Annotated in this window: 25 protein-coding genes; 16 read left to right on the forward strand and 9 right to left on the reverse strand. The window is 72.8% G+C overall.

Annotation, left to right across the window (positions count from 1 at the left end):
• The first annotated feature begins 1 nt into the window (after position 1).
• From F1C12_RS06665 to F1C12_RS06685, 5 genes are read left to right on the forward strand one after another with little or no spacing between them, the layout of a single operon-like run.
• Positions 2–985, forward strand: coding sequence for a carbohydrate ABC transporter permease (locus tag F1C12_RS06665; RefSeq protein WP_185278006.1), 984 nt, complete (start codon positions 2–4; stop codon positions 983–985).
• On the forward strand, positions 982–1,887 hold the full coding sequence (locus tag F1C12_RS06670) for a carbohydrate ABC transporter permease (protein WP_185278007.1): 906 nt from the start codon (positions 982–984) through the stop codon (positions 1,885–1,887). Before F1C12_RS06665 ends, F1C12_RS06670 begins: the two co-directional genes overlap by 4 nt.
• Positions 1,888–1,890: 3 nt before the next feature.
• Positions 1,891–3,150: a 6-phospho-beta-glucosidase gene (locus tag F1C12_RS06675; RefSeq protein WP_185278008.1), complete on the forward strand. Its 1,260-nt coding sequence runs from the start codon at positions 1,891–1,893 to the stop codon at positions 3,148–3,150.
• Positions 3,147–4,151, forward strand: a complete 1,005-nt coding sequence (locus tag F1C12_RS06680) for an N-acetylglucosamine kinase (protein WP_185278009.1) — start codon at positions 3,147–3,149, stop codon at positions 4,149–4,151. Before F1C12_RS06675 ends, F1C12_RS06680 begins: the two co-directional genes overlap by 4 nt.
• 38 nt (positions 4,152–4,189) lie before the next feature.
• Positions 4,190–4,807 carry a protein-L-isoaspartate(D-aspartate) O-methyltransferase gene (locus tag F1C12_RS06685; protein ID WP_185278010.1) on the forward strand — a complete coding sequence of 206 codons (618 nt, stop codon included), beginning with the start codon at positions 4,190–4,192 and terminating at the stop codon, positions 4,805–4,807.
• A gap of 159 nt (positions 4,808–4,966) precedes the next feature.
• Here F1C12_RS06685 and F1C12_RS06690 read toward each other — a convergent pair whose 3' ends face one another.
• Complete coding sequence (locus F1C12_RS06690) at positions 4,967–5,710, reverse strand: gamma-glutamyl-gamma-aminobutyrate hydrolase family protein (protein WP_185278011.1); 744 nt, start codon at positions 5,708–5,710, stop codon at positions 4,967–4,969.
• A 126-nt stretch (positions 5,711–5,836) separates the two neighbouring features.
• On the opposite strand from F1C12_RS06690, the gene F1C12_RS06695 reads away from it, so the two are divergent.
• The 7 genes from F1C12_RS06695 to F1C12_RS06725 all read left to right on the forward strand — a co-directional run bounded on the left by F1C12_RS06695 (position 5,837) and on the right by F1C12_RS06725 (position 11,642).
• The gene (locus F1C12_RS06695) at positions 5,837–6,499 is read left to right on the forward strand and encodes a TPM domain-containing protein (protein ID WP_185278012.1); all 663 of its coding nucleotides are present in this window, start codon (positions 5,837–5,839) and stop codon (positions 6,497–6,499) included.
• On the forward strand, positions 6,496–7,143 hold the full coding sequence (locus F1C12_RS06700; RefSeq protein ID WP_185278013.1) for an NADPH-dependent F420 reductase: 648 nt from the start codon (positions 6,496–6,498) through the stop codon (positions 7,141–7,143). Before F1C12_RS06695 ends, F1C12_RS06700 begins: the two co-directional genes overlap by 4 nt.
• A complete protein-coding gene (locus F1C12_RS06705) occupies positions 7,140–8,078 on the forward strand; it encodes an arginase family protein (RefSeq protein ID WP_185278014.1) in 939 nt (312 codons plus the stop codon). The genes F1C12_RS06700 and F1C12_RS06705 overlap by 4 nt, the downstream gene beginning before the upstream one ends.
• A gap of 22 nt (positions 8,079–8,100) precedes the next feature.
• Positions 8,101–8,886: a crotonase/enoyl-CoA hydratase family protein gene (locus tag F1C12_RS06710; RefSeq protein ID WP_185278015.1), complete on the forward strand. Its 786-nt coding sequence runs from the start codon at positions 8,101–8,103 to the stop codon at positions 8,884–8,886.
• Between the two features lie 76 nt (positions 8,887–8,962).
• The gene (locus tag F1C12_RS06715; protein ID WP_185278016.1) at positions 8,963–10,414 is read left to right on the forward strand and encodes a dihydrolipoyl dehydrogenase family protein; all 1,452 of its coding nucleotides are present in this window, start codon (positions 8,963–8,965) and stop codon (positions 10,412–10,414) included.
• Between the two features lie 8 nt (positions 10,415–10,422).
• On the forward strand, positions 10,423–10,788 hold the full coding sequence (locus F1C12_RS06720) for a Fe-S oxidoreductase (protein WP_185278017.1): 366 nt from the start codon (positions 10,423–10,425) through the stop codon (positions 10,786–10,788).
• Complete coding sequence (locus F1C12_RS06725; RefSeq protein WP_185278018.1) at positions 10,785–11,642, forward strand: SDR family NAD(P)-dependent oxidoreductase; 858 nt, start codon at positions 10,785–10,787, stop codon at positions 11,640–11,642. Before F1C12_RS06720 ends, F1C12_RS06725 begins: the two co-directional genes overlap by 4 nt.
• Here the strand turns inward: F1C12_RS06725 and F1C12_RS06730 are convergent.
• Positions 11,617–12,066 (reverse strand): SIP domain-containing protein, encoded by a 450-nt coding sequence (locus F1C12_RS06730; RefSeq protein ID WP_185278019.1) that lies wholly within the window; start codon positions 12,064–12,066, stop codon positions 11,617–11,619. The two genes, F1C12_RS06725 and F1C12_RS06730, sit on opposite strands and share 26 nt — an antisense overlap.
• A 95-nt stretch (positions 12,067–12,161) precedes the next feature.
• Between F1C12_RS06730 and F1C12_RS06735 the strand changes: the two genes are divergently transcribed.
• Entirely contained in the window at positions 12,162–13,232 is a 1,071-nt protein-coding gene (locus F1C12_RS06735) for an ATP-dependent DNA ligase (protein WP_185278020.1), read from the forward strand.
• A gap of 25 nt (positions 13,233–13,257) precedes the next feature.
• Here the strand turns inward: F1C12_RS06735 and ligD are convergent, their stop codons facing one another.
• A complete protein-coding gene (ligD, locus tag F1C12_RS06740) occupies positions 13,258–14,277 on the reverse strand; it encodes a non-homologous end-joining DNA ligase (protein WP_185278021.1) in 1,020 nt (339 codons plus the stop codon).
• A 184-nt stretch (positions 14,278–14,461) separates the two neighbouring features.
• Here ligD and F1C12_RS06745 point away from each other — a divergent pair, with 184 nt between their 5' ends.
• Both F1C12_RS06745 and F1C12_RS06750 read left to right on the forward strand, forming a co-directional pair.
• The gene (locus F1C12_RS06745; protein WP_185278822.1) at positions 14,462–15,133 is read left to right on the forward strand and encodes an endonuclease/exonuclease/phosphatase family protein; all 672 of its coding nucleotides are present in this window, start codon (positions 14,462–14,464) and stop codon (positions 15,131–15,133) included.
• Between the two features lie 66 nt (positions 15,134–15,199).
• Positions 15,200–16,642: a lipase maturation factor family protein gene (locus F1C12_RS06750; RefSeq protein WP_185278022.1), complete on the forward strand. Its 1,443-nt coding sequence runs from the start codon at positions 15,200–15,202 to the stop codon at positions 16,640–16,642.
• A 6-nt stretch (positions 16,643–16,648) separates the two neighbouring features.
• On the opposite strand, the gene F1C12_RS06755 is transcribed toward F1C12_RS06750, so the two are convergent.
• Positions 16,649–17,275 carry a hypothetical protein gene (locus F1C12_RS06755; RefSeq protein ID WP_185278023.1) on the reverse strand — a complete coding sequence of 209 codons (627 nt, stop codon included), beginning with the start codon at positions 17,273–17,275 and terminating at the stop codon, positions 16,649–16,651.
• 89 nt (positions 17,276–17,364) lie between these two features.
• Complete coding sequence (locus F1C12_RS06760) at positions 17,365–17,760, reverse strand: DUF7144 family membrane protein (protein ID WP_185278024.1); 396 nt, start codon at positions 17,758–17,760, stop codon at positions 17,365–17,367.
• A gap of 141 nt (positions 17,761–17,901) precedes the next feature.
• Here F1C12_RS06760 and F1C12_RS06765 point away from each other — a divergent pair, with 141 nt between their 5' ends.
• A complete protein-coding gene (locus tag F1C12_RS06765; RefSeq protein WP_185278025.1) occupies positions 17,902–18,204 on the forward strand; it encodes a DUF1905 domain-containing protein in 303 nt (100 codons plus the stop codon).
• A 10-nt stretch (positions 18,205–18,214) separates the two neighbouring features.
• On the opposite strand, the gene F1C12_RS06770 is transcribed toward F1C12_RS06765, so the two are convergent.
• The 4 genes from F1C12_RS06770 to F1C12_RS22835 all read right to left on the reverse strand — a co-directional run bounded on the left by F1C12_RS06770 (position 18,215) and on the right by F1C12_RS22835 (position 22,836).
• Positions 18,215–19,144 carry an MBL fold metallo-hydrolase gene (locus F1C12_RS06770; protein WP_185278026.1) on the reverse strand — a complete coding sequence of 310 codons (930 nt, stop codon included), beginning with the start codon at positions 19,142–19,144 and terminating at the stop codon, positions 18,215–18,217.
• 152 nt (positions 19,145–19,296) lie between these two features.
• Positions 19,297–20,292, reverse strand: a complete 996-nt coding sequence (gene gap / locus F1C12_RS06775) for a type I glyceraldehyde-3-phosphate dehydrogenase (protein WP_185278027.1) — start codon at positions 20,290–20,292, stop codon at positions 19,297–19,299.
• Between the two features lie 262 nt (positions 20,293–20,554).
• The gene (locus F1C12_RS06780) at positions 20,555–21,499 is read right to left on the reverse strand and encodes a helix-turn-helix domain-containing protein (RefSeq protein WP_219732717.1); all 945 of its coding nucleotides are present in this window, start codon (positions 21,497–21,499) and stop codon (positions 20,555–20,557) included.
• A 56-nt stretch (positions 21,500–21,555) separates the two neighbouring features.
• Positions 21,556–22,836: an LPXTG cell wall anchor domain-containing protein gene (locus F1C12_RS22835; protein WP_185278029.1), complete on the reverse strand. Its 1,281-nt coding sequence runs from the start codon at positions 22,834–22,836 to the stop codon at positions 21,556–21,558.
• Positions 22,837–22,950 lie beyond the last annotated feature (114 nt).

Raw genomic sequence — 22,950 nt, forward strand, 5'->3', positions numbered from 1 at the left:
CGTGACCACCACGGCTCGCAGCGCGGGGCGGGCGACCGCCCGCCCCGCGCGGCCCTCCCGCGGCCGCCGGCGCCGCAACCTGGTGACGCTGGCGCTGCTCGCCCCCGCCCTGCTCGGGCTCGCGATCTTCTTCGTCTACCCGCTCATCGCCTCCGTCTACTACTCGTTCACGCGCTTCGACCTGATCTCTCCTCCGGAGTGGATCGGCTTGCGCAATTACGAGTACCTGTTCACGCAGGACCCGAACGTCTGGCTCGCCACCCTCAACACCCTGTGGTTCGTGGTGATCTGGGTTCCCGTGAAGACCGGGTTCGCGCTCATCGTGGCCGGCCTCCTCGCCCGCGCCCGCCGGGCCTCCGGGGTCTGGCGGACGATCTTCTACCTGCCCGCGCTGGTGCCGCCGGTCGCGAGCGTGGTCGCGTTCGTGTTCCTCTTCAACCCGGGCACCGGCCCGGTGAACCAGGTGCTCGCCTGGTTCGGGATCAAGGGCCCGCTGTGGTTCAACGATCCCGCCTGGTCGAAGCCGTCGCTGGTGCTGCTCGGCGTCTGGGTGATGGGCGACATCATGATCATCCTGCTGGCCGCGCTGCTCGACGTGCCGCGCGAGCAGTACGAGGCGGCCTCCCTCGACGGCGCCGGCGGCCTCCAGAAGGTGCGCTACGTCACGCTGCCGAGCATCTCGCCCGTGCTGCTGTTCGCTGTGGTCACCGGCGTCATCGCCGCCATCCAGTACTTCACGGAGGCCGCGGTCGCGTCGTCGGTGGCCAGCGGGAAGGCCGTGGTGGGCGAGGGCATCGGCAACACGCTCGGCTACCCGGACGGCTCCCTGCTCACCTACACGCAGTGGCTGTACGTGCGCGGCTTCGGCACCTACCAGCTCGGCTACGCCTCCGCGCTCGCCGTGCTGCTGTTCGTCGTCGCGGCGATCATCCTCGTCCTGCTGCTGCGCCGCTTCAAGGCGTTCACCCCGGAAGGCGCACAATGACGTCCGCAACCCTCACCCCGGAGGCCCCCGCGTCTCCCGCCGTCCCGCAGCGGAGGATGCGCAGCCCGCGCTCGCTGCGCACGCGCAAGGCTCTCGGCTGGATCGCCGAGCACGCCGTGCTCATCGTGCTCGCGGTGCTGTTCGTCTCCCCCGTCGTCTTCGTGCTGCTGACCTCGCTGATGTCGAGCTCGCAGACGCTGACCGCGTCGCTCTGGCCGCAGCCGTTCGTCTGGAGCAACTACGTCACCGTGTTCACGACCGTGCCGCTCGCGCAGTGGTTCGCGAACTCAGCGATGTACGCGATCCTGGCCACGGCCTTCATGCTGATCTCGTCGGTGCCGGCCGCGTACGCGCTGGCGAAGATCCGCTTCCGCGGCTCCGGCGTCCTGTTCACCGCGATCATCGTCGCGATGCTGCTGCCGCCGCAGGTGACCGCCATCCCGATCTACGTGATGTGGTCCCAGCTCGGCCTCACCGGAACGCTCTGGCCGCTCATCCTGCCGAACCTGCTGGGCGAGGCGTTCTCGATCTTCCTGCTGCGCCAGTTCTTCCTGACGATCCCGGCGGAGTACTCCGACGCAGCGCGCATCGACGGCAACGGCGAGTTCGGCGTGCTCTGGCGGGTCGTGCTGCCGATGGCCAAGCCCGGGATCGCGGCGACCGCGATCTTCATGTTCTTCAACTCCTGGAACGACTACTACGGCCCGCTGCTGTACACCTCCGAGAACCCGGCCGCGTGGCCGGTCGCCTACGGACTGGCGTCGTTCCGCGGCGTGCACGGTACGGACTGGGGACTCACCATGGCGATGACCATGCTCGTCACCGTCCCCGTCGTCATCATCTTCTTCTTCGCCCAACGCGTCTTCGTGGAGGGCATCACACTCACCGGCGTGAAGGGATAGCTCGTGAAACTGGCCGTCGTGGGCGGAGGCTCCACCTACACCCCCGAACTCGTCGACGGGTTCGCCCGGCTGCGCAACCTGCTGCCGATCGAGGAGCTCTGGCTCGTCGACACCGACCCGGAGCGGCTCCGGCTGGTCGGCGGCGTGAGCGAGCGGATGTTCCGCGCCGCAGGGCACCCGGGGCGAATTGTGCCGACCTCCGACCTGGTCGCCGGGGTCGCGGACGCCGACGCCGTGCTCATCCAGCTCCGGGTCGGCGGACAGGCCGCCCGGCACGGTGACGAGACGTTCCCGCACGCGTGCGGCTGCATCGGGCAGGAGACCACGGGCCCCGGGGGCTTCGCCAAGGCGCTGCGCACCGTCCCGGTCGTGCTCTCGGTCGCGGAGGCAGTGCGCAAACATGCCAAGCCGGACGCCTGGATCGTGGACTTCACCAACCCGGTCGGGATCGTCACGCGCGCACTGCTGCAGGAGGGCCACCGCGCAGTCGGCCTCTGCAACGTCGCGATCGGCTTCCAGCGTCGGTTCGCCGGGCTGCTCGGGGTCGCGCCGGCCGACGTCGCCCTCGGCCATGTCGGGCTCAACCACCTCACCTGGGAGCGTTCGGTGACCGTCGGCGGCCGGGACGTCCTCCCCGACCTCCTGGGCGCGCACCTCCCGCAGCTGGCCGAGGAGATCGAGCTGCCTGCCGCGCTGATCCGCCTGCTCGGGAACGTGCCGAGCTACTACCTGCGCTACTACTACGCACACGACGAGGTGCTGCGCGAGCAGCTCGACGCGCCGACCAGGGCGGAGGCCGTGCAGCGGGTCGAGCGCGAGCTCCTGGAGCTGTACGCGGACCCGGCCGTCGACAGCAAGCCGGAACAGCTCGCCCAGCGCGGCGGCGCTTTTTACTCGGAGGCCGCCGTCGATCTGCTCGCGTCACTGACGAGCGATCGCGGCGACGTGCAGGTGGTCAACCTGCGCAACGACGGCACGCTGCCGTTCCTGCCCGACGACCACGTGATCGAGGTGCCGGCGGTCGTCGGCGCGTCCGGTGTGCGCGCCGTTGACGTCCCGGCCCTCCCGGCCGACCTCGCCGGGCTGATCGGCCACGTCGCCGGCTACGAACGGCTCGCCCTCGACGCCGCCGTGCACGGCGGGCGCGACCGGGTGCTGCGGGCGATGCTCGCCCACCCGCTCGTCGGCCAGTACGACCGCGCGGAGAAGCTGACCGACCTGCTCCTGGCGGAGAACCGGGCGCACCTGGCGTGGGCGCGATGAGCGGCATGACCGGCGCGGCGGCTCCGCTGGCGATCGCGGTCGACGGCGGCGGTTCGAAGACCGACGCCGTCGCCCTCGAGCTCGACGGGACCGTCGCCGCCACCGCGCGCGGCACCACCTCCAGCCCGCACCTGATCGGGATGGCCGCGACCGCCGCCCTCGTGGACGACCTGATCGAGCAGCTGCTCGCCGAGACCGGGCCGCGCCCGATCGCCGCCGCGAACATCTACCTGTCCGGGCTCGACCTCCCCGCTGAGGAAGTCGAGTTCCGCGCCGGGATCGCGGGCTACGCCTGGGCGGACGCGGTGGTCGACAACGATCTGTTCGCGCTGCTGCGCGCCGGCACCAGCGAGCCGGACGCCGTCGCCGTGGTCTGCGGCACCGGAATCAACTGCGTGGGCGTCCGCGCCGACGGCGAGGTGGTGCGCTACCCCTCGCTCGGGATGACCTCCGGCGACTGGGGCGGCGGCTGGCACCTCGGCGAGCAGGCGCTGTGGCACGCCGCGCGCGCGGTCGACGGGCGCGGCTCGGCGACCGCGCTGGTGGAGGCCATCCCGCCGCTCTACGGGCTGGACGGCATCCCGGAGGTGATCGAGGCGCTGCACTTCCGGCGCGTCCCGAGCAGCGACCTCTCGCGCATCGCGCCCGCCGTGCTCGCGGCGTCGCGTGCGGGCGACCTCGTCGCGCAGGACTTGGTCGACCGGCAAGCCGAGGAGATCGTGGTGTTCGCCGTGACCACCCTCCGCCGGCTCGGGCTGCTCGACCGCGAGGTGCCTGTCGTGCTCGGCGGCGGCGTGATCGGCTCGCGAGACGAACGGCTGCTGTCCGGGATCGAGCGCCGGCTCTCGGCGCGGGCGCCGCACGCGCGGATCCGGCTGGTCACGGCGGCGCCGATCCTCGGGGCCGCGCTGCTGGCGCTGGAGGCCGCCGGCGCGTCCCCCGAAGCGCTGCAGACCGCGACATCCAGCCTTCAGGACCGGCGGGCCGCGGTGGTTCAATAGGCGGTACGAACAGGGAATTCAGCGCCGAACGCGAGCGGATGGTCGAAGAGCAGCTCCGCCTCCGCGGGATCGAGGACCAGCGGGTGCTCGACGCGATGAGACGCGTGCCGCGGCACGAGTTCGTCCCGGAAGGCGCCGAGCCGTACGCCTACGAGGACCACCCGATGCCGATCGGCGACGGGCAGACCATCTCGCAGCCGTACATCGTCGCGCTCATGCTGGAGGCCGCGCGGATCGGCCCGGAGGACAGCGTGCTCGACGTCGGCACCGGCTCCGGCTACGCCGCCGCCGTCGCCGCGGAGCTCGGCCACCGGGTGGTCAGCATCGAGCGGCATCCCGAGCTCGCCGTCACGGCGGCGGCGACACTGGAGGCGCTGGGCTACCGGGTCAATGTGGTGACCGGCGACGGGACGCTCGGCTGGCCGGCCGGGGCGCCGTACGACGTGATCGTCGCCGCGGCGACCGGGCCGAGTGTGCCGCGCGCGTGGCCCGACCAGCTCTCGCCCGGCGGGCGGATCGTGATGCCGGTCGGGCATCCGGGAGGCGCCCAGCACCTGGCCGTGTTCGAACGCGGGCCCGACGGGACGCTGCACGAGCGCAACCTCGGCGCGGTGGCGTTTGTCCCGCTGGTCGGCGACGACGGCTGGAAGCCCTGACCCGCGCCGACATTCGTGACGAATGCCGCCTTTCGCCGCGCCATTCGCGACATTCGCGCCGAATGTTCGCGGGCCGGAATCGTCGCATTCGTGCCGAATGTCGCCTTTCGCCGAGCCATTCGCGACATTCGTGCCGAATGTGCGCGGGAGTGCGCGGCCTCAGGCTGCGAGCGAGGCCGCGGGTGCGGTCACGCGCAGTGCGCCCAGCAGGGCGGCGAGCTGGCCCTCCGGCGCTCCCGGGTCCTCCGGGTGCCACTGGACGGCGATGATCGGCGCGCTCTCGTGCTCGATCGCCTCGACGTGGCCGTCGGGCGCCCGCCCGGTGACGCGGAGGCCGGCGCCGAGGATGTCCACGGCCTGGTGGTGCGCACTGCGGACGGCGACGACCGGGCCGCCGAGCAGCTCCTCGACGCGGCTGTCCGGCTCCAGGAGCACGGGGTGCGTGGTGAGCACGTCCGGGATGGGCACGTCGCGGCGGACGTGGTCGGACTCGCCGAGGTCCTGGACGAGGGTGCCGCCGAGTGCGACGTTGACGATCTGCAGGCCGCGGCAGATGCCGAGCAGCGGGAGGCCGCGCTCGATCGCGCGGTGGACGAGCGCGAGCTGGGCGGCGTCGGCGGTCTCGCGGTGCAGGCTCTCGTGCGGGTAGCCTCCCGAGCCGCCGTAGAACCGCGGCGCGATGTCTTCGCCGCCGACGATCACCACGGCGTCCGCCCGCTCGGTCGCCGCGAGCAGCGCGTCGGTGCCGCCGTCGGCTGCGAGCCGGGATACCGTCCAGCCGTCGGCCTCCGCGGCGCGGACGACTCCCCCGACCAGCACCTGCACGTACGCGTGGTACGCCGGGTCGTGGCCGCGGAAGCGCGTCGCCTCGACGACGGCGAGGGTGCGGGCGGCCGGAGACATGACAGCAATTCTGCGTCCGGCCCCGCTCCGGCGCATCCGGGCGCGTAACAGGTCGAAACAGTGACACGGCCGGGAGCGCGCTCATAGACTCGGCTCGATGACAGGAAAGCTCGGGAGAGTGGGTGAATGTCTGTGCATCGTTCGCTGACCGGGCGTCGCGCGCTCATCGCCCTCCTGCTCGCGGCGGGCGTCGTGGCAGCGCCGCTCGTGCTGTCCCCGCCCGCTGCCCACGCAGCACGGGTGGACCAGACGGCGCGCACGCAGGACCCGGTCGACTTCGGCTCCGGGCACGTCGTGGACCAGGCGAGCGTGCTCTCCGACGCGGACGTCGACACCATCGAGGCGGCGTCGGCCTCCCTCCACAAGAACCACGGCATCCGCCTCTACGTCGCCTACGTGGACCACTTCACGAACCCCACCGACGCGGAGGACTGGGCCAACGAGACCGCGGCCCGCAACGACCTCGGCCCGACCGACTACCTGCTCGCCGTCGCGACCGACGGCCAGGCCTACTACCTCTCCGGCGACAGCAGCGGCCCGGTCAGCGACCAGGAGCTGACCAGCATCGAGCAGACCCAGGTCGAGCCGAAGCTGCGCACGCAGGACTGGACCCCGGCCGCCGTCGCCGCGGCGCAGGGGCTCGGCGCGGCGGTCGGCGACAGCGGAGGGGCCGTGATCTTCTGGGTGGTCTTGGTGGTCGTCCTCGTGGTGGGAGCCGTCGTGCTGTACCTGGTGTTCCGGCGCCGGCGCGCGAAGCGGGACGTGGAGCAGAGGGAGGGCGCATCGTGACGACGCTCGGCCTGGTCGGCGCCGGCAGGATCGGCAGCCAGCTCGCCCGCCTCGGGATCGCGCACGGCTACGACGTCGTGGTCAGCAACTCGCGCGCTCCGGAGTCGCTCGCGGCGCTGGTCGGCGAGCTCGGGCCGCACGCGCGCGCCGGGACGGTGACGGAGGCCGCGCAGGCCGGCGACCTCGTCGTGGTCGCCATCCCGCTGCGGTCCATCGCCTCGCTGCCGGCCGCCGCGTTCGCCGGCAAGGTCGTCATCGACACCGGCAACTACTACCCGGCCCGCGACGGCGTCATCCCCGAACTCGAGGACGGCCGCGAGACGGTGTCCGGGCTCCTGCAGCGCGTCCTGCCGCAGGCCAGCGTCGTCAAGGCGTTCAACCACATCCCCGCCGCGAACCTCACGGCCGACGCCGCCCCGCCCGGGACTCCCGGCCGCCGTGCGCTCGCCATCGCGGGCGACGACGGCGACGCGAAGGCGCTCGTCTCGGAGCTGCTCGACGAGTTCGGCTTCGACGTGGTCGATCTTGGTCCGCTCGCCGAAGGCTGGCGGTTCGAGCGCGACATGCCCGCCTACGGCCAGCACCTGACCGCCTCCGGCCTGCGCAGCGCGGCCGCGGCGGCGACACGGAAGGAGAGAGGATGAGCCCGGCTTCGTTCCTCGTCGTACCGCAGTGGCAGGGCTCGGGCTCGTCCCGGGCGATGCGGCTGATCGACGGCGCGGAGGCCATCCGCGGCGACCTCCCCGCGAACGCCACGCACAGCGTCGCCGTCCCCGCGGCGGCGGGCGAGGCCCTCGGGACCGGTGTCCTGCGGTACTCGTCGCTCAGCCTGGTCCGCGAGCTCGCAGCGGCGGAGCTGGCGGTCCTGGAGGCGCCGGTCGTGACGATCGGCGGCGACTGCGCCGCCGACCTCGCCGGCGTGCAGCACGCGGTGGCGTCGCGTCCGCCCGGGTCGGTCGCGGTCGTGTGGTTCGACGCGCACGGCGACATCAACAGTGTCTCGACCTCGCCCTCCGGCGCGTTCCACGGCATGGTCGTGCGGGCGCTGCTCGGCGACGGGCCGGACGGGCTGGCGGCGACCGGAGCGGCACGCCTGCATCACGAGCAGCTCGTCCTCGCCGGGACCAGGGCGCTGGACGACGGCGAGTCGGCCTTCGTGGAACACATGGGCATCCGCGTGGTCGAGCCGGGCGAGTTCGAGGACCCGCAGGCGCTGGTGCGCGCGGTGGAGGCAACGGGTGCGACGGCGGTCTACCTGCACGTCGACCTCGACGTGCTCGACCCGGCCGCGATCGAGGGCATCGGCTACCCGGAGCCGTTCGGGGTGTCGCCGGAGCAGCTGACCGACGCGATCCGGGCGCTCCGCACGCGGTTCGAGCTGGCCGGGGCGGCCGTGACGGAGTTCGCGCCGGAGTCGCCGGACGCGGCGGGGCGCGACCTGAGCGTGATCCTGCGCGTCCTGGGGAGCCTGACGGCGCCGTTGAAGGCGACGACGCCGTCGCAGGACACAAGCTCCTCCACAGATCATCGGCCCCGCCACTTGTCCACGGATACCGCGCCGCCGGATGACGTCCGCTGATCCCGCCGGTAGCTTGAGAGGCATGAGCGAACCGAAGATCCTGACCGAGCGGCGAGGCCACGTGCTGCTGATCGGCCTCAACCGTCCCGAGAAGCGCAACGCCGCCGACTACGAGCTGCTGAACGCGCTGGCGGAGGCCTACGGGGAGCTCGACCGCGATCCCGAGCTGCGGGTGGGCGTCGTCCACGCGATCGGCGACCACTTCACCGGAGGGCTCGACCTCGCCGACGTCGGTCCGCGCATCGGGCCGGAGGGGCTGTCGTTCATCGGCGACTCGGGCGTCGACCCGTGGGGCGTCTCCGGTCCGCGCGTCCGCAAGCCGGTCGTCGTCGCGGTGCAGGGCACCTGCCTCACGCTGGGCATCGAGCTCATCCTCGCCGCAGACGTCGCGGTGGCGGCGCGGTCGACGACGTTCGCGCAGATCGAGGTCGCGCGCGGCATCCTGCCGTTCGGCGGCGCGACCATCCGGTTCCCGCGCGCCGCGGGTTGGGGGAACGCGATGCGGTACATCCTCACGGGCGACCCGTTCGACGCCGCCGAGGCGTACCGGATGGGGCTCGTGCAGCAGGTCGTCGACGACGGCGCCCAGCTCGACGCTGCGCTCGCCATCGCCGATCGAATCGCCGCGCAGGCGCCGCTCGCGGTCCAGGCGACGCTCGCGAACGCGGTCATCGCGGTGCGCGACGGCGACGCCGCGGCGGAGGCCGCCCTGCAGCCCGAGCTCGTCCGGATGGCCGGCAGCGAGGACGCGCGCATCGGCATGCAGGCGTTCCTCACGCGCACCCCGGCGGAGTTCGTGGGGCGCTGACGCGCCGCGCTCCCCGACATCCGATCAGCACGAGATCCGATCAGACCGCACGACGCACGAACACCCAGGAGGAGAGATGCCCGCAACGACCGAGTACGACGTCATCGTCATCGGGGCCGGAGCCGTCGGCGAGAACGTCGCCGATCGCGCCGCCCAGGGCGGCATGCGCACGGTGATCGTCGAGGCCGAGCTCGTCGGAGGCGAATGCTCGTACTGGGCGTGCATCCCGTCGAAGACGCTGCTGCGCTCCTCCGCGGCGCTCCGGGCGGCGCAGCGCGTCGGCGGCGCGCGCGAGGCGGTGACCGGTCCGCTCGACGTCGCCGCCGTCCTCCGCCGCCGCGACTACATGACCAGCGACTGGAAGGACGACGGGCAGGTGAAGTGGCTGGAGGGCGCGGGCATCGACCTCGTCCGCGGCTGGGCCACCATCTCCGGTCCGCGCGAGGTCACCGTGACGGACGAGGACGGCGGGACCGTCGTGCTCACCGCGAAGCACGCCGTGGCCGTGTGCACCGGCTCCGCCGCGCTGCTGCCCGACATCCCCGGCCTGCGCGAGAGCGAACCGTGGACGAGCCGCGACGCGACGAGCGTGCAGCGCGTGCCGGTGTCCCTGGCGATCCTCGGCGGCGGCACAGTCGGCACCGAGATGGCGACGGCCTACGCGGGCTTCGGCACCGAGGTGCACCTCATCGCGCGGCACGGGCTGCTCGGCAGCGAGGAGCCGTTCGCCGGCGAGCGCGTCACGGCGGCCTTGAAAGAACTCGGCGTCACGATGCACCTCGACGTCACGACCGAGTCCGTCGAGCGCACCGAGGACGACCGGTTCCGCATCCGGCTCGGCGACGGCTCGACGGTCGAGACCGACGAGCTGCTCGTCGCGACCGGCCGGCTGCCGCGCACCTCGGGCCTCGGCCTGCAGAGCTTCGGGCTCGAGGACGGCGGCTGGCTCACCGTCGACGACAGCATGCGCGTGCTCGACGCCGCGGGCGAGCCCGTCGGCGGCGGCTGGCTGTACGCCGCGGGCGACGTCAACCACCGCGCGCTGCTCACCCACCAGGGCAAGTACCAGGCGCGCGCGGCCGGCGACGCCATCGCAGCGAGGGCGAAAGGACACGAGGTGTCCCTCGCGCCGTGGGGCGCGTTCGTCGCCACCGCCGACCACCAGGCGGTCCCGCAGGTCACCTTCACCGAGCCGGAGGTCGCCTCCGTCGGGCTCACCGCTGCCGCGGCGGACAAGGCCGGCTACCGCACCCGCGTCGTCGACTACCCGATCGGCTCGGTGAGCGGCGCCTACGTGCTGGCCGACGACTACGACGGCATGGCGCGGATGATCGTGGACGAGGACCGCGGCGTCGTCCTCGGCGCCACCTTCGTCGGCCAGGACATCGGCGAGCTCCTGCACTCGGCGACGGTCGCGATCGTCGGCGAAGTGCCGCTCGACCGGCTCTGGCACGCCGTCCCGTCCTACCCCACGGTCAGCGAGGTCTGGCTGCGGCTGCTCGAGACCTACGGCCGGCCCGAGAAGTGAGGGCGGTGATGCGCCCGCTCTCTGCGGTCTTCCTCGACTCCCCGATCAGCCGGCTCGGCTACCTGTACGCCACCGCGGTCGGGCTCGTCTGGGGCTTCGTCTGGAGCACCGGCCGGGTCGAGCGGCGTGCCGGGCTGTTCGTGTTCCGCGGGATGCCGCGGCGCACCTTCGGCCGCGGAGGGTCCTGCGTCGGCGCGTGCTACCTCACCGACCGGAACGTGAGCGACGACGTCCTTGAGCACGAGGGCGTCCACAAGCGGCAGTGGCAGCGCTACGGCATGCTCTTCCCCTTCCTGTACCTGCTGGCCGGGCGAGACCCGCTGCGCAACCGGTTCGAGATCGAGGCGGGCCTCGAGAAAGGCGGCTATCGATGAACACGCAGGAGAGGCGCACCGTGATCGTCACCGGCGCCAGCTCGGGCATCGGGGCCGTCGCCGCCGGACGGCTCGCCGCCGCCGGTGACGAGGTCGCCGTGGTCGGCCGCGACCCGGAGCGGACGCGCGCGATCGCGGAGCGGATCGGGGCCACCGCGTTCCTCGCGGACTTCGAGCGGCTGGACGACGTGCGCGCGCTCGCCGCCGCCCTCCTCGACCGTTACGACACCATCGACGTCCTCGCCAACAACGCGGGCGGGCTGTACCACGAGCGCCGCGTCACGCCGGACGGTCACGAGCGCACCATCCAGCTCAACCACCTGGCGCCGTTCCTGCTCACGCACCTGCTCCGGCCGCGCCTGGTGGAGACGGCCGCGGCGGGGCGGGACGTGCGCGTGGTCTCGACCGCGAGCATGGCCAACCTGTTCGGGAGCCTGCGGCTGGACGACCTCGACTGGGAGCGGCGGCGCTGGCGCGGCGGCTGGCGGGCCTACGGCACGTCCAAGATCGCGACCATCCTGTTCGTCTCCGAGCTCGCGGAACGGCTCACCGGCACCGGCGTAACGGCGTACTCGTTCCACCCCGGGACGGTCGTCACCCGCTTCGGGGCGAGCTCGCCGCTCATCCGGTTCGGCGGCGCCGTCACGGGCGGACGGTACGGCATCACCCCCGAGGAGGGCGCCGCACCGCTCGAACGGCTCACCGGTCCGGTGCCCGTCGGGGCGCCGAGCGGGACCTACTTCGACCGGTTCGCGGCCAACGGCCGGGTGACCCGCCAGGCGAAGGACCCGCAGCTCGCCCGCGATCTCTGGACGCTGAGTGAAGGGCTCACCGGAGTCGCGGAGCGGGGCTGACGTCCTCGGGGCTGAGGCCCGCCTCGTCCACCAGCAGCTCGCGGACCTCCGTAACCAGCGACCAGGATCCGGTCACGATCGCACGCGTCGCGCCGGGACCGTCGCACAGCATCTCGGTGCTCCACGCGCGGACCGCGCGGGCCGCGGCCTCCCCTGGCGCGCAGCGCTCGGCGGTGCCGGGACGTCCCGACCGGTGGGCGCGGACCAGCCAGGTGACCGTCATCCGGATGGGCGCCGTCAGCGGGACGATTCCGCTCTGCTCGGCGACCTCCACGAACACCCGGCCCCTGGCGCACAGCGGCAGCAGCGCGAGCTCGGCCTCCAGCTCGGTGAGCGACGTCTCGTCGCCGACGACCAGGAACTGGACGCGGTCGTCGTGGTGCGCTGTCGTCGAGGTGTGGGCGGCGTGGTCGGGTCGGTACATGGCTGTTCGATTATAGGCGAGGCTTACCTAACACCCGCCGAGAGCAGCGCCCCGCCGCTCTTCCGCATGTCCGCGCCTCACGGCATGATCGAGACATGCGTCCGACCTCGGAGTCCCCCGTCGCCCCCATGCTCGCCAAGGCCCTCCCGGCCGTGCCCGACCAGGACAGCGTCCCCGGCGGACTGAGCTTCGAGCCCAAGTGGGACGGCTTCCGCGCGCTCGTCTACGCGGACGACGCCGGCGACGGCACGATCGGCGACATCCAGATCGGTAGCCGCGGCTCCAAGATGCTGACGCGCTACTTCCCCGAGCTGATCGCCGCGTTCGGCGAACTCCTCCCCGGCCCGTGCGTGCTGGACGGAGAGATCGTCGTCCCGACCGGCGAGCCCGGGGCGCAGCGGCTCGACTGGGAGGCGCTCTCGCAGCGCATCCACCCCGCCGCCAGCCGCGTGAAGCTGCTCTCCGAGCAGACCCCCGCCACTTTCGTCGCCTTCGACCTGCTCGCGCTCGGCGCGGACTCCTACCTCGACCGGCCGTTCTCCGAACGGCGCGCGGCCCTCGAAGAGTTCGCCGGCGACCTCCCGGACCCGATCAAGGTCACCCGCACCACCGTCGACACCGAGCGTGCGCGCCAGTGGCTGGTCGAGTTCGAGGGCGCGGGGCTCGACGGCGTCGTCGCCAAGCCGCTGGACGGCGTGTACGCGCCGAACAAGCGGACCATGCTCAAGATCAAGCACCACCGCACCGCCGACGTCGTCGTCCTCGGCTACCGGGTGCACAAGAGCGGCCAGGGCGTCGGATCGCTCCTCGTCGGGCTCTACGGCGATGACGGCGTGCTGCGGAACGTCGGCGGCGTCTCGGCGTTCAGCGACAAGGTGCGCCTCCAGCTCGTGGAGGACCTGGAGCCGTTGGTCGAACGCGACGACACCGGCGCGGCGGTCACCGGTGAGACCGATCGCAGCCGGTTCTCGGCGAGCAAGGACGTCTCGTTCGTGCGCCTGCGCCCGGAGCGGGTCATGGAGGTGCGCTACGACCAGATGGAGGGCTGGCGCTTCCGGCACACCGCGCAGTTCGAGCGCTGGCGCCCGGATCGCGACGCGGCCTCCTGCACCTACGACCAGCTCGACCGCCCGATCGCGTACGACCTCGCCGACGTGATGTCCTGAGTGCTGTGCCGACGCTCGGACGGCCCTACGCCTTCTTCGCCCGGCTCGGCTGCACGCGCGGCGGCTCGCCCGGCATCTTCGGGTAGTCCGGAGGGAACGGCAGCTCGCCGAGGCCGTTGCCGAGGTCGCGCTGCCACCATTCCATCAGCGTGTCGATCGTGCCCGGCCGCTCGCCGAAGTCCTGCCACGGGTCGCCCGTGCTGCGCAGCCGCTCCGGGACCGTCTGCACGGTGAAGTCGCGCGGGTCGACCTCCGGGAGCTCGTCCCAGGTCACCGGCGTCGAGACCGGCGCGTGGGCCAGCGCCCGCGGGCTGTACGCGCCCGCCATCGTGCGGTCGCGGTTGGCCTGGTTGAAGTCGACGAAGATCCGCTCGCCGCGCTCCTCCTTCCACCACGCCGTTGTCACCTTCTCCGGCATCCGGCGCTCCAGCTCGCGGGCGGCCGCGATCACCGCGTGCCGCACATCCAGGAACTCCCGCTTCGGCTCGATGGGCGCGAACACATGGAGGCCGCGGTTGCCCGACGTCTTGATGTACGCCTCCAGCCCGGCCTCGAACAGCACGGCGCGCAGCTCGATCGCGGCCGGGATCGCGTCCGTGAAGTCCGTGCCCGGCTGCGGGTCGAGGTCGATCCGCAGCTGGTCCGGGTTGTCCGAATCCTCCGCCCGCGACGGCCACGGGTGGAAGACCACCGTGTTCATCTGCGCCGCCCAGACCGCGGCGGCCGGCTCGTCGATCACCAGCTGCGGGTGCGAGCGCGCGCTCGGGTAGACGACCATCACCGAGCGGACGAAGTCCGGCGTGCCGCGCGGCGGGTTCTTCGAGAAGAACTGCTCGCCGTCGATCCCGTCCGGGAAGCGCTGCAGCGACAGCGGCCGGTCCCCGTTCGCCCGGACGAACGCCTCGCCGACCTCCACGAGGTAGTTCGCGAGGTCCAGCTTCGTGATCCCGGGCTCCGGATAGATCACCCGTCCCGGACTGGAGATGCGGACCTCCCGATCTCCGTGCGGACCGGGGACCGTGAGGATGACTGCGTCGCCTGCCATGCGACCTACCGTAGCGGTCCAACGGGCGATGACCAGGGTGTGAATTCCGTGTGGGATGCAGGCCGACTCCCTCGCACTCGGCCCGGAGTGGGCCACAATGAGCGGTGACCGCCCGAAGACCCCCCGGGCGGCCCGGGCAGCTCTGCGCTCCCGGCGACCCAACGACGCGAGGAGGTGCAGGGCACTGAGGATCATCAGCTACAACCTGCGCAAGCACGCCGCCGGACACGAGCTCGAGGACATCGCCAAGACGTACGACGCCGACGCGCTGTGCCTCCAGGAGTGCGACAGCGAGGCGCTCGCGCCCCGGCTGCACGACCTCCAGCTCGCCGACACCACCAAGGCCAACCGACTCGGCCTCGCGATGTACGTACGCGACGAACGCTTCGAAGTGCTGGACACCCAGGTGTTCGCGGTGCAGAAGTCCATCCACGACCGCGTCCTCGCGCCGGCCAACGAGCGCCTGCTCGCGGCGCTGCTGCGCGACCGCGACTCCGGCGAGCGCGTGCTGGTCGGCTCGTTCCACGCCGCGCCGCTGACGGCCTCCAACTCGCTGCGCCGCAAGCAGATCGCCGCCGCCCACGAGGGGATGCGCTCGCTCGCGCCCGAGACGCCCGCCATCATGGTCGGCGACTTCAACTACCCGTGGTTCATCCGCGGCCTGGAGCGGCACCTGACCACCTCCGGCTACACGCTCAAGCGCACCGACGAGCCGACGTACCTGCGCTACAAGTTCTTCAGCGGCTACTTCGACTTCGTCACCTCCACGGGCTTCGACGTGGATCGGGTGGACGTGCTGCCCGCCGGCGCGTCGGACCACCGGGCCATCCGGCTCGACGCGGAGCTGGCCGCCTAGCGTCCCGCCGCCCGCGCCGTCATCGGGCGTTCGCACGCTGCTGCGGCGAGCGTACGGTGAGGACCGATGGACGCTCTGGGCTGGCTGGCCGGCACCGACTACACGATCGCGCGCGAGATCCTGCAGCGCGGCGTCGCGGCCCTCTACGTCGTGGCGTTCCTGTCGGCCGTCGCGCAGTTCCCCGCGCTGCTCGGCGAGCACGGCCTCCTGCCCGCTCCGCGGTTCCTGCGCCTGAACTATGCGCGGAGGCAGCCGACGCTGTTCCGCTGGCGGTACTCCGACCGGCTGCTGCTCGCCGTCGCGTGGACCGGCGCCGTGCTGGCTGCCCTCGTGGTCGTCGGCGTCCTCCAGCTCACGCCGTCGTACGTGTTCGTGCCAGTGTTCCTGATCATCTGGTTCCTCTACCTCTCGATCGCGAACATCGGCCAGACCTTCTACGGCTTCGGCTGGGAGAGCCTCATCTGCGAGGCCGGCTTCACCGTCGCCTTCCTCGGTTCCTGGGACACCGCTCCCCCGATCACCATCGTCATCCTGGTGCGCTGGCTGGTGTTCCGGCTGGAGTTCGGCGCCGGGATGATCAAGATGCGCGGCGACCGCTCCTGGCGCGACCTGACCGCGCTGTACTACCACCACGAGACGCAGCCGATGCCGAACCCGCTCAGCCGGACCGCGCACCTGTTGCCGAAGTGGTGGCACCGGGTGGAGGTGCTGGGCAACCACTTCGCGCAGCTCGTCGTGCCGTGGCTGCTGTTCCTCCCGCAGCCGGTGGCGAGCGCCGCGGCCGCGGTGGTCATCCTCACCCAGCTCTGGCTGGTCGCGACCGGGAACTTCGCCTGGCTGAACTGGATCACGATCGTACTGGCCTTCGCGGGCGTGAGCGACGGTGCGTGGCGGTGGATCAGCGGCGGCGCGCTCCGCGGCGGCATCGGCGCGGCGGGTGTGCCGCTCTGGTACGCCGTCGTCGCCCTCCTGGTGAGCGCGTTCCTGGTGGCGCTGAGCTGGTGGCCGCTGCGCAACCTGTTCCGCCGCCGTCAGCTCATGAACGCGAGCTTCAACCGGTGGCACCTGGTCAACGCGTACGGCGCCTTCGGCAGCGTCACGAAGGAGCGCTACGAGGTGATCGTGGAGGGCACGGCCGACGACCCGCACGATCCCGGCGCCGAGTGGCGCGAGTACGGCTTCAAGGGCAAGCCGGGCGACGTGCGGAGGTTGCCGCGGCAATACGCGCCGTACCACCTGCGGCTGGACTGGCTGATGTGGTTCCTCGCGCTCGGATCCCGGGACTCGCCGTGGTTCGAGGTGTTCCTGCTGCGGCTGCTGGAGGCCGACCGGCCGACCCTGCGGCTGCTGCGCGACGATCCGTTCGGCGGGGAGGCGCCGCGCTCGGTGCGGGCGCGGATGTTCCTCTACCGGTTCGCGACGCACGCGGAGAAGCGCGCGACCGGGGATCGGTGGGTGCGCACGGAAGTGGGGACCCTGGTGCCGCCGGTGGGGCTGCGCGGGAGGTGAACGGGCTCAGTACCCGGTGTGCTCCTCCTGGAGCCGGGCCAGGTCGCGCCAGATGAGCAGCTTGAGCCGTCCCGGCTTCTCGCGCTCGTAGTCCGCCTTCAGCGCCTCGACACCCGAGAACGCATCCAGCCCCGCCTCGATCGCCCGGCCGACCTCGTCCCAGGCGTCCACCCGCCCGCGCTCGACCAGGGCGAGCAGCTCCTCCTCGGAGTCGGCCTTCGCCCGCAGCGCGCTCGCCAGCGCGACAGCGGCGTCCCTGCGCAGCCGCAGGTTGTCGACGTCCACGTCGCGGTAGTCGTGCGGGTGGGTGGCGTCGCCGCGCAGTCCCTGGGCGACCTCCAGGTCGGCGTCGATGCGGCCGGCGGCCTCCCCCTGCTCGGACGCGAGCTCGCGCAGCAGGTGAGCGGCCTCGCCGGTGTGCCGCGCCGGGTCGAAGTCGTTCCCGTACTGCAGGGTGTCGACCACGATGTGGTTCTTGACCGCCATCCGGGTGGCGTATTCCGCCAGGAGCATACCTTCCTCGACGGTCTGCTCCAGTGTGGGCGCGGCGGGCTCCGGCAGGGCGTCCTCGTCGAAGGGACGCGTGCGCACGGTCTTCTCCGTGCGCTTCCTGAGCCAGTTCGGCCAGCGCATGGCCACAGCCTTTCGGGTCGGTCGGGGACGCCGGGCGTCGGCGCCACCTCCCATTCTGTCCGATCGCGCCGACACGTCGGGCCGGGGCGTCACCCGCGGGAGGCGAAGAACGCGTTCGCGCGCTGCGTATAGAGCAGCGAAAGCATGACGATCGCCCAGAGGATCTCCAGGATGCCGCTGAAGAACTGCAGGCTGAACAGCAGGATCACCCCGCCGACCGCGTTCAGGATCATGACGACCGTGACGAGACCGCGGGCGAAGCGGCTGCCGTTCAGGAGGCCGCGCGCGACCACGAGGATCACGACGCCGAGGATGATCGCCAGGATCGCGGAGGTGATCAGCCCGGCCTCCGTGCCGCCGTTCGACGCGCGCACCATCTGGTCGCGGGTGAACAGGATGACGACCCCGCCGACGATGTTGAGCACGCCGTTGATGTAGGCGAGCACGGCGACGAACGTGACGGTGCCGGGGCGGGTCGCGGGCATGGGTCCTCCTGGGTGTCGGTGCGAGGATAGCGCCGCGGGTGCGCGGGAGGGCAGGGGCGACGTGGGGGCCGTGTGGTCGCCGTCGGCGGTCTGGATGGTGTCGGTGGGCGGATGTCGGTGGTCGGTGGCAGGCTGGGTGCCATGTCCGGCGTGCGCTACGAGTTCGAGACCGAGCTGTTCCGCTGGGAGGCGCGACGCGACCTGTGGGTGTTCGCCCGCCTGCCCGACGACATCTCGGAGGAGATCCGCCTGCAGCCGCACCCGCCCGCGGGCTGGGGCTCGGTCAAGGTGATGATGACGCTCGGCGGGTCGCGCTGGTCGACGTCGGTGTTCCCGGAGAGCGCGGACGGCGCCTACGTCGTGGCGATCAAGGGCGACGTGCGCAGGCGCGAGGGCGTCGGCCTCGGCGACCGGGTGACGCTCGGCGTGGAGACCATGCTGTAGCAGGGGTTCGTCAGACGCGGCGCGCCACGAACTCCCGGTGCTGCGCGGTCTGCCGCAGAGCGGAGAGCAGGGTGAACCCGGCGAGCCCGTCCCAGCCGCCGGTCCAGGTGAGCGTGCCCGCCGCCTCCCAGACGGTCCCGGCCGGATGCGCCGCGACCTCCTCGGCCCGGCGCAGCTGGTGCGCGGCCAGTTCGGCGCAGCGTTCGCGGAGGCCGCCGAACGGATCCTCGTGCCCGGGGAGCGCGCGGAGGTCGCCCCGGTCGAGCTGCGCGACCCGGTCGAGCGATGCGAGGTAGTCCGCGACCGGATTCGTGGCGGTCGGGCCGCCGAGCCCCAGCCCGGAGTTGACCGTCGGCAGCACGTGGTCGCCGGTCAGGAGCAGGCCGGCCTCCTCGTCGTGCAGGCAGAGGTGCCCGTCGGTGTGCCCGGGCGTCCCGACGACGCGGAGGCGCCGGCCCGGGATGTCGAGCAGCTGACCGTCGGCGAGGACGCCGGTGATGACCGCGTCCACGAGCTCCGCGGCCGGTTCGGTGGGGATGGCGGCGGCGGCGAGCAGCTCGGGCCGCCGCTCGGCGGGGACGCCCCACGCCTCCAGATCGGGTGCGGGGAAGCCCGCCGCGATCAGCCCCAGCGCCGCCCGCTCGCGCTCGTGGACCAGGACGGACGCGCCGGTGTCGTGGGCGAGCGCCGCGGCGCCGCCGGAGTGGTCGGCGTGCAGATGCGTGAGCACCATCGAGGCCACCGGCGCAGCGCCGAGCGCCGCACGAAGAGCCTCCCGCGCCTCTGCCGTCGGCGAGCCCGGGTCGATCACGTGGACCGCGCCGTCGGCGTCCTCGATGAGGTAGGCGTTGCTGAACGGGAGTCCGGTGCCGGGCGGCATCGGCACGCGCACACGGCGCACCCCGGGGGCGATCGGCTCGGCGGCGCGGGTGGAGGTCATGCCCACACGCTAGCCGAGAGGCCGTCGGGCGGTGGCGGGCGCCCGGCGCACGACCGCGATCGGGGGACCCCCGCATCGCCGGTCTCCACCGCCCATCACACGGTGACGGGCCGCGCCCCCACAAGGGCGCGGCCCGTCAGCCGTCGGAGACCTCAGCCCGCGAGCAGGCCCAGCGTGTCGACCACGCGGTTCGAGAAGCCCCACTCGTTGTCGTACCAGGCGACCACCTTGACGTGGCGGCCGTCGACGCGGGTGAGCTCCGAGTCGAAGATCGACGACGCCGGGTTGCCGGTGATGTCGGACGACACCAGGGCGTCCTCCGAGTACTCCAGGACGCCGGCGAGCGGGCCCTCGGCGGCGGCACGGTACGCGGCGAGCACGTCCTCGCGGGTGACGTCGCGGGCGACGACCGTGTTCAGCTCCACGATCGAGCCGACCGGGACGGGCACGCGGATCGAGTCGCCGGACAGCTTGCCGTCCAGGTTCGGCAGGACCAGGCCGATCGCCTTCGCCGCGCCGGTCGTGGTCGGCACGATGTTGACGGCGGCGGCGCGGGCGCGGCGCGGGTCGCGGTGCGGGCCGTCCTGCAGGTTCTGCTCCTGCGTGTACGCGTGCACCGTGGTCATGAAGCCGTGCTCGATACCGGCCAGCTCGTCCAGGACCGCGGCGAGCGGAGCGAGGGCGTTCGTCGTGCAGGAGGCGTTCGACACGATCGTGTGCACGGCCGGGTCGTACGCGTCGGTGTTGACGCCGTAGGCGAGGGTGACGTCGGCGCCGTCGGCGGGGGCGCTCACGAGGACCTTCTTCGCGCCGGCCTCCAGGTGGGCGCGGGCGGCGGTCGCGGAGGTGAAGCGGCCGGTGGACTCGAGCACGATGTCCACACCGAGCTCGCCCCACGGGAGCTGCGCGGGCTCGCGCTCGGCGAGCACGCGGATGCGGTGACCGTCGACCACGAGCACGTCGCCGTCCACGGAGACCGGGCGGCCGAGGCGGCCGGCGGTGGAGTCGAAGGCCAGGAGCTTGGCGAGCGCAGCAGGCTCGGTCAGGTCGTTGACCGCCACGACCTCCAGGTCGGTGTCGCGCTCCAGGAGCGCGCGGAGGACGTTGCGGCCGATGCGGCCGAAACCGTTGATGGCGATGCGGGTCATGCGGAGGGGATCCTTTCGTTCCCTGACAGCCTCGCCGCCGCGCCGCCGTGCCGACAGGGGCGCGAACGCCATGGTTCGAAAGGATCCCGCCACCCGCTCCACCCGCTGCATCGCGCCCACGTTCGGCACGAATCGCGCGAATCGCCGCACCATTCGCGACATTCGGCACGAATCGCCGGGACCCACATTCGGCACGAATCGCGCGAATCGCCGCGCCATTCGCGACATTCGGCACGAATCGCGCGCATTGCCGCGCGCCGCCTCAGCCGGCGTCACCGCTGAAGGTGCGCCGGTAGTCGCTCGGCGTCGTGCCGAGGATGCGCTGGAAGTGCAGCCGCAGGTTGGCTCCCGTGCCGAGGCCGACATCCGCCGCGATCTGCTCGACGCTGAGCTCGGAGCGCTCCAGCAACTCGCGCGCGACGTCGATGCGCGCCCGCATCACCCACTGCATCGGGGTGTAGCCGGTGTCCTCCACGAAGCGGCGCGAGAAGGTGCGCGGCGACACCGCCGCCCGGCGCGCCAGAACCTCCAGTGTGAGTGGGTCGCCCAGCCGGTGCAGCGCCCACTCACGGACGGCGGCGAACCGTTCCCCGAGCGGCTCGGGCACGCTGCGCGGGACGTACTGCGCCTGTCCTCCGCTGCGGTACGGCGCGGCGACCAGCCGGCGGGCGGCATGGTTGGCGGCGGCGATGCCGAGGTCGCCGCGGAGGATGTGCAGGCAGAGGTCGATCCCGCTGGCCGCGCCCGCCGAGGTGAGCACGTCGCCCTCGTCGACGAACAGCACGTTCTCGTCCACCCGGATCAGCGGGTAGCGCTGCGCGAGGGCGCGCGTGTAGTGCCAGTGGGTGGTTGCGCGCTTGCCGTCGAGGAGGCCGGTCGCCGCCAGCGCGAACGCTCCGGTCGAGATGGCCGCCAGCCGGGCGCCGCGCGCGTGGGCGGCGAGCAAGGCCGCCACCACCGCAGCGGGAGGGTCCTCGCGGTCGGGATGGCGGTAGCCCGGCAGGAACACGATGTCCGCCCAGGCGAGCGCCTCCAGCCCGTGCGCCACGTGATACGACAGCCCGTCGCCGCCGGTCACCAGCCCGGGCGCGGCCCCGCAGACGCGGACCTCGTAGGGCATGCTCGCCCGCGTCGTGAACACCTGTGCCGGGATTCCGACGTCCAGGGGCTTGGCGCCCTCCAGCACGAGGACGGCGACACGATGCAGCGGGGCGGGCACGGGATCAGGCTAGCGGGACGGCCGGCCGGCCGAGCGTGAACGGCTCAGGCGCGCACCCGCCGCCGAAGCACGAGCACCAGCACGCCGGCCGCGACGAGCAGCACAGCCGCCGCCCCTCCCGCCGGCGCCCAGTCCGCCGTCGTGGAGCCCGTCGCCGCGAGCTCGGGTCCGGTCGCGGCCGGCTGCGCCGGGATCGCGACGGTCACCGCGCTCGTGCTGGCGACCACCGAGCCGGCGACCACCGTCTGCACCGGGAACGACCCCGCCGCCTGCCGGGCCGCGACCGTGAACGTCACCGTCGCCGCCCCCGACGCGTCGGTCGTGCCGCTCGCGACGGTGGCTCCGGCGAAGGTCTCCGTGAAAGGGATGTTCGACGGGAGGCCGTGCACCTGGACGGTGACCGTGTCGCCGGGCTTCACCGTCGTCGCGGTGGTGGTCGCCGTGGGAGTGAAGGACCAGGTGAAGGTCACCGTGCCGGCGCCGGTCCCGGCAGCCGCTGCGGAGGCGGTCAGACCGCTCGCGAGGAAGCCCGAGCCGCCGCCGCCCGGTGCGACGACGTCGACCGAGTCGTCGCCGTTGGGGACGTTGCGCATGACCGCTCCGCCGCCGCCTCCCGCGTAGCCCGAGCCGCCGTTGCCGGCGTGGTGTGTGGTGGCGCCGATCGTGAGGGATCCTCCCGTGCCTCCGGCCGCCGCCGCGACGCCGGCAGGGGCGGCGCCGGCGGTTCCCGGCGCGTCGCCGGTGCCGGCGGCGCCGCCGGCCGCTGAGCCGCCGCCGCCGTTCGCGGCGAGCGTCCCGAAGGCCGCACCCGCTGCTCCCGGCGCGACACCCGCCGAGGTCGGCGAGCCGCCCGCGCCGCCGGGGTAGGTCGCGAAGATCTGGCCAGGGAGGTCGAGGAGGCCGGCGTAGCCCCCGCCTCCGCCGCCGCCCGCGACGGCCACCAGGCTGCCGGCGGAGCTCAGCACGCTCGCGCTGCCGCTCCCCGCCGCGCCCACCGTGACGCTGAAGGCGTGGCCCGCGAACGCCGTGCCGAGGACGACCGTCGCACTGCCGCCCGCACCGCCGACCGCGGTCGGGTCGGCCGTGATGGCGAGCGGCGCGGCCGCGTCGGACGCGCCGACGATCGTCGCTGTGAGGCTGGTCGCGGCGGGCGGTGCCGTGAAGGTGGCGGTGCCTGCGGTGTCGAAGACCGCGGTGCAGTTCGTGATGCAGGTGGCCGGGGACGCGCTGTTCGCGGCGGCGGGCGTGGCTGCGAGGGCGACGGCGCCGACGACGAGCGCGAGGCCCGAGACGGTCGAGAGGGTACGGAACGGGCGACGACGCACGATGGTCCTTCGGGTGGGGCGCGCTGCTCCGCGCTGGTTTCGGGTGGTTCCAGGGGCTGATTCCTGGGGGTGGTTCCTGGGGGTGACTTCAGGTGTGGCTAGGAGGGTGAAGCT

Origin of the sequence: Leifsonia shinshuensis, assembly GCF_014217625.1 — a bacterium.
Taxonomy (GTDB): domain Bacteria; phylum Actinomycetota; class Actinomycetes; order Actinomycetales; family Microbacteriaceae; genus Leifsonia; species Leifsonia shinshuensis_A.